At 40.5% G+C, this 6,030-nt stretch carries 6 protein-coding genes; all 6 read right to left on the reverse strand.

The window, feature by feature from the left end; all coding sequences use genetic code 11:
* Entirely contained in the window at positions 1–417 is a 417-nt protein-coding gene (locus KHB02_RS17390; protein ID WP_241113924.1) for a MaoC/PaaZ C-terminal domain-containing protein, read from the reverse strand.
* Positions 418–434: 17 nt separating this feature from the next.
* On the reverse strand, positions 435–881 hold the full coding sequence (locus KHB02_RS17395; RefSeq protein ID WP_277398282.1) for a MaoC family dehydratase N-terminal domain-containing protein: 447 nt from the start codon (positions 879–881) through the stop codon (positions 435–437).
* A gap of 222 nt (positions 882–1,103) precedes the next feature.
* Complete coding sequence (locus tag KHB02_RS17400) at positions 1,104–3,161, reverse strand: helix-turn-helix domain-containing protein (RefSeq protein ID WP_213143960.1); 2,058 nt, start codon at positions 3,159–3,161, stop codon at positions 1,104–1,106.
* 281 nt (positions 3,162–3,442) lie between these two features.
* The gene (locus KHB02_RS17405) at positions 3,443–4,360 is read right to left on the reverse strand and encodes a DMT family transporter (protein ID WP_213143959.1); all 918 of its coding nucleotides are present in this window, start codon (positions 4,358–4,360) and stop codon (positions 3,443–3,445) included.
* Between the two features lie 336 nt (positions 4,361–4,696).
* Complete coding sequence (locus KHB02_RS17410) at positions 4,697–5,083, reverse strand: FxsA family protein (RefSeq protein WP_213143958.1); 387 nt, start codon at positions 5,081–5,083, stop codon at positions 4,697–4,699.
* 35 nt (positions 5,084–5,118) lie between these two features.
* On the reverse strand, positions 5,119–5,604 hold the full coding sequence (locus tag KHB02_RS17415) for an SRPBCC family protein (protein WP_213143957.1): 486 nt from the start codon (positions 5,602–5,604) through the stop codon (positions 5,119–5,121).
* Positions 5,605–6,030 lie beyond the last annotated feature (426 nt).

Raw genomic sequence — 6,030 nt, forward strand, 5'->3', positions numbered from 1 at the left:
TTAATGAAATCTTAATACAGCTTGACCAGATCCAACGGTTTCTTCCGGAGATTTTGAAGCTGTTAGGGACAAGCTGACATACTGCCCGCCTTCCTCTTCATAAACCTTTTCAACTACGGTGGAGCAGGAGATCACATCCCCTGGCCGGGTCATTCCCGCAAAGCGCATGCGAAACCTTGTTATTTCTGCATTTGTTCCTGCCAGCTTCATCACGTATTCGCCTAAAAATCCCATTATCAGCATACCGTGAGCGATTACCCCATCCATTCCAATCCTTCTAGCAAACTCATCATCTGTATGAAGCGGGTTAAAATCACCAGAAGCCCCAGCATATTGAACCAATTGTACCTTTGTAACCGGCTCCTTCATTAACGGTTCCAGCACTTTCCCTTCCTTAAGCTCTTTAAATTCCAGCACGCTACAATAGCCTCCTTTCATTTCGGCAATGGTCGATAGACAATGTTCATCCGGCTGATAGCGACCATATTACCTGCTTCATCCTTCATCTCCGTATCAATAACTAAAAACTGCATCGTACCGCTTCTGCCTTCTTTTTCATATAAGTCCGATACTTTTATTTGGCAGGACAAACAGTCTCCCGATCGAATCGGCCGGTAATAAATAAACTCTTGTTCACCATGAAGCATTCTCCGCTCATCTAGTTTAATAGGCAAGCCGCCCCCTTCAGAGCCTATCGCAATCGGAAACGTTGGCGGTGCGATCAAACCGCCATAGAATGTTTGCTCTGCAAATTCCTGATCAGTATATAAAGGATTCCCATCTCCAATCGCCTGAGCAAACTGGCGGATGTGCCGTTTCTCTACTTCAAAAGTGAATAGCTCCCCTTTAACACCGACCATACTTTTATCGAGATTCACCATTATCACTTCCCGGTTTGTATTTTCTTAGAAATAGTGCCTGAATATTTGGTATATTTATAATTTTAAATAGATTGGAATAAGGAGACAATGTAGAGTTTTATAAAAAAATGACCTCTCCATTGTAAAAATCTACAACGCATCATCAATTTTTGTTGGCATAAAAGGGGGAATTAGTATTTAAAAAGCAATAAAAAAACAAGAGAAGGTCAACCTTCTCCTGTTTTAACTTTCAATCCTTCCGAACGATTCTCTCAAATAACAAGCGAGCTGAAGACGAAGGACATTTTCTGTACTTTCAAACGATATCTGTAAAGTCTCTTCAATTTTTTTCAGGCGATGATATAGAGTATTAATATGAACATGCAGTTTCTTGGCAGTTTGAGCAGCTGATCGATTACACTCAAAATAAGTCAGTAAAGTTTGTTCCAGTATATTATTATTCCCTTGATTGGAGCTAAGAGGATCAAACACGTCCTTTACGTAACGGTCGAGATCTTCCCCATTTTGATTGATAAACAGCCGATTGACGCCAATCTCGGAATATTCAATGCACCCAGACAGCTTACGGGACTTCAGGTAGGCAAGGGCATTTTTTGCTTCCTTATAGGATTTTTCAATATAATGAATGCCATTATAAAGTGATCCCATTCCTGCACCTAATTGAATATTATTATTCTTTGTCCATTCCACTAGTAATTTAGTAAGCTTTTTCTTTATAACCGCAAATTGAGAGGATTTCGGTATACCTGCCAACAAGGTTACTTCATTGTTATAACCAAACACTGTTTGAATATAGGGTGACAATTCCGTTTTTATTTGGGTAATCAAACGGTGTACATGTGCCTCGAGAACCTGAGGCTCTGCAAAATCATAAAACTGAAAAATGACAGAAATTAAATCCGCATTTTCTTTGATTCCCAGTTCCCTTGCTTTTAGTTGGAGGAGTTCCACATCTTTAATCTGGAGGATTTCATTAAATAGTTCCCGTTTCTTTTTATAATAGAATTCTACTAAATTTTGCTTCTTCACTAATTCTAGCGCAAGTATAGAATGGGCTTGCTCTAATGCTATTTGGTCGAGAGTGTTTAGCTGCCTTCTAGCCCGGATGATTAAGCAGCCAAGAATGACATTTCCCGTACGAATTGGGTATAAATAATGACTTCCATACTCGGACTCAACCACATCATAAGGAGCTTTTTCACCCAATGATGATAAGTAGTTATATAACTCCTTATAAGCTTTCTGGTCAGGAAGCCCTTTTGTTTCAGGTATACTTTCATTTTCAATCAAATCTACGAAAAAGATAGGCAAATCAATCATTCGCCTCAATTCCCTTATCATTCTGTTCGCTCCCATATTTTGAAGCGAAAGTTTGGTAAACGTAGAGTGTATATCATCCCTTTTGACCAATAACTCATTTTGCTTTTTTAAGTTGGTAAAAAGCCGTGCATTTCTCATCGCGATCCCGAGTTGTGCGGTAAACCCTTGCAGTAATTGTAAATCTTGTTCGGTCAACAGCATTTTCGTTTTTATCTGACATAAGATCATCACGCATTCTACCCGGCCATCAATCATAATTGGCGCTGTCACCATTGATTTCACATTTCTAGGAAAAGCAAGCCGATGATCCCAATGGCGGCTATTTTCATCTGAAGTTCTCCATTTGTCTTGATCCATTAGCTTTGATAGATTAGTAAACAACTCTGGAACCCTTAGTTTAAATGCATAACCTACGAAACCTTCGTCAGCCCCAAACCGCATTTTCCGGATCCCTGGTATCACATTACCGACCGATGCCTTACATACATAGCGATTAAGGGCTGGGTCATAAAACCATAATGTTCCTAAATCCGCATGAGGGATGACATCTATGGTATTGGCAAGAATAGTAGAATATAAATCCTCTACATCCAGTACCGAGGTCGTATGACGGATACTTTCAACAATTTTATCGATTTTATATTGGCTGGCTTTCAAAGCATAATGAGCATAACAAGGATGAAGCAAGTGATATATCAGTTGAAAATCAGCATCATTAATGGTGAGGGGTTGAAATAAACAAACAGTAATCTGGTAATTTCCTGGATAGTTGAAAGATAGGCAGGTTTTATTATCTTGAATAGATTGGGAATGTTCACAAGACGGGATTTGTTCAGTCAGTTCCCCGCTCCCTTCGATAAGAATAAAATTGGGCAATTCTGGTGCAGTTAACCAAATTTGATAAGGGGCTGCGATACCTTTTTGATTCAAAAATAATTCGAAGAATTTTCGATTAAACATTTTCCCTGCTTACTAAATAATAGGTAAACAGGATTTCACACCCTTTCATTAATATTGAAAACGCATTCATTTTTTAAAATATTTTACTGCAGGCAACAAGCAGCATTAGAAAAACTCACAATAATACTAATTCCATATTATAATATCCTCCATTGTATTATCAATTATATTCCCCGAAAATTCAGTTTATATTAGAGTTTACTAGGTTAAATAGTAGAAAGAGTACCGAAAATGGTACTCTTTCTACTATTTTTATAGTATATTTGCAAAAGTTATAAATCCTAAACTTTAGCTGATTGGGGATCAGGCCTCACAATTTTGGAAGGATTTTTTGAGCCGAGTGTGTTGACGACGATAACTCCGGCAATGGCAACTGCGCCCCCGATGATGGAAATGAAGCTTGGCTGTTCATTGATCCAAATCCAGGCAATGAGGATGGCGAATACCGGTTCAAAATATATCATGCTCATAACCGACCCGGATTTTCCTAAGGAGAGGGCGATAGTCCATGTGACATAGCCAATCGCCGTTGGAAAAATCCCTAAATAGATAGCCGATAAATGGGCATCCAGGGTTGCGTGCTGTAGTTCTTGAAAATATCCCGGAAAGTAAATGAAAAAAGGAATCGTTCCAACCCAGGTAAAGTAGGCTGTTAATTCTATCGATGAATAGCGTCTCAAGAGAGGCTTTTGAAAGGCAAACATCACCGATGTCCCCAAGGCAGCGATTAATAGAAGGAACACCCCGCTGGAGATATGGAAAGAAGAGCCTGCTGTTTCAAGTGCAATGATACCGATTCCCAAAAATCCCAAACCTAAGCCAATCCAGCCAAACAACCCTAGCCGTTCCCTTAATACGAATAGAGCAATTAGGGCAGTAAAAATAGGCGTTGACGAAATCAGCATCGCCGCGACTCCTGCATTTACGGTTTTCTCACCGAAAGCAACGCCGATATGATAAATACTGATCCCTACAAACCCCAGTATCACAATTTTCAGTATATCCCCTTTTTGTGGCAGACGGAATTTAACACCGGGCCATAGCGCGTAAATCGCAAATAGTGCCGAAGCGATAAGGTATCGAGTGAGGATTAGATGCCCTGGAGAATAGCCTCCATGTAAAATCACACGAATGGCAGGGAAAGATGCTCCCCATATCATAACGGTAAACAACGCAATGGTTAAAGCTTTTATGTTCAAAATCCCCTCACCTCTTTTTTTCTACATAATCTCAAGGTTATCACGGTAATAACATTGTTTCAATTCAAAAATATGGAAGAGGCGGATTTTAATTTAGGACTGCCTTTCACAATTTAGTATTTTGGTACCGTTGGAGTCATTTTTGGGGCATTCAGCCATGTTACTCCCGCCAATTGGGGTTATTTTTCAAAAATCCTTCCCAAGCCTTCCTGATACGTTCATCTCGATTCCTCCAATTTATTTTTTTAAATATACCTTTTTTCAAATAAAACAAGGGCCGAACCCACTGCTTTACCGCATTAAACTTTTGCAGAAGCAGGGTTTCAGGCCCCTTGCCTATTTTATGATTCGTATATTGCCTTTTTCTATTCGTTTTCTTAGTGCGTTAATCATAATAAATTTAACCGGCTTTCGGGTTGGAGGGAATAGGAGCAGGAAGCCGAATATGTCACTCAAGAACCCCGGTGTTAACAGCAGGATTCCGCCGATCATGATACAAATGCCGTCCAAAACCGCTTCGCCCGGTATTTGTCCCATTCTAAGCTGCTCTTGTGCCTTCCTGATGGTTTGCAGTCCCTCTCTTTTGGCTAAGTATGCTCCTAACACGCCGGTCAAAATAATCAGCAGGATGGTAGGCCAGACCCCGATTGTTTTTCCCGAAAGAAGCAAAAAGCCAATGTCCGCTGCTGGAACAGCGATGATTAATAACAGTAAATACCGCATAAAGTTCTCCTTCCTAATGTGTCTGTTTCCAGTTTTTATTGATTTGGAGACACTTTCCGGACAGCTTGTTTATATTCCTCATACCACTTTTTCCATTCTTCCATCCGTTCGATGGTTTCGCCTTCCATCAGGGCCTTAATCACATCAAGGCATACATGCCAGCCGGCCAGGTCCTTTGGGGTGTGAGGGGTGATTTTTTCAATCTTTTCTATTAAAAACAGCTTGCAGCCCGAGGCTTCCGTGGAAAGTTCGAATCGCACTGCCATGTCGCTTCCCCAAGTAAACTCCAATACGGATTGATCTTTGAGGTCCGTGATGGCCATCTTCTCAAAGGTTCCGTCGCCCATATCGAACTTCATAAACCCGCCTTCGCGTAGCTCACCAACACGAAGCTCGTTAAACCACTTGGCTAATTTTTCGTTGTTCGTTAACCAGGACCATACCTCCTCAACGGAGTGATCAAATTGCCGCTCGAATCGTGCGATGTAGCCATTTTCTGATTTTTCTATGACTGCTAGCATCGGTTTCCTTCCTCCCGTAAAAAATATTGTTATTTCCATTATAGGAGAAACGCCGTTTAATTAAAAATAAGAACTCTATTTATTCCGATCTCTCATCTTTGGGGACTTCACGGGTAAAATTAGGACTCTATTTTTACCGTTCTCTCATTTTCGGAGACCTCACGGGTAAAATAAGGCTTCTATTTTTACCGTCCCCTCATTTTCGAGGACCTCACGGGTAAAATAAGGCTTCTGTTTTTACCGTCCTCTCATTTTCGAGGACCTCACGGGTAAAATAGGGCCTCTATTTTTACCGCCTCCTCTATTTTTGGAACCACACATGTAAAATAAGGTTCCTATTTTTACTGTCCTCTCATTTTCGGAGACCTCACGGGTAAAATAAGGCTTCTATTTTTACCGTCCCCTCATTTTTTGGAACCACATGGG

Origin of the sequence: Neobacillus citreus, assembly GCF_018343545.2 — a bacterium.
In the GTDB taxonomy this organism is placed as follows: Bacteria; Bacillota; Bacilli; order Bacillales; family Cytobacillaceae; genus Neobacillus; species Neobacillus citreus.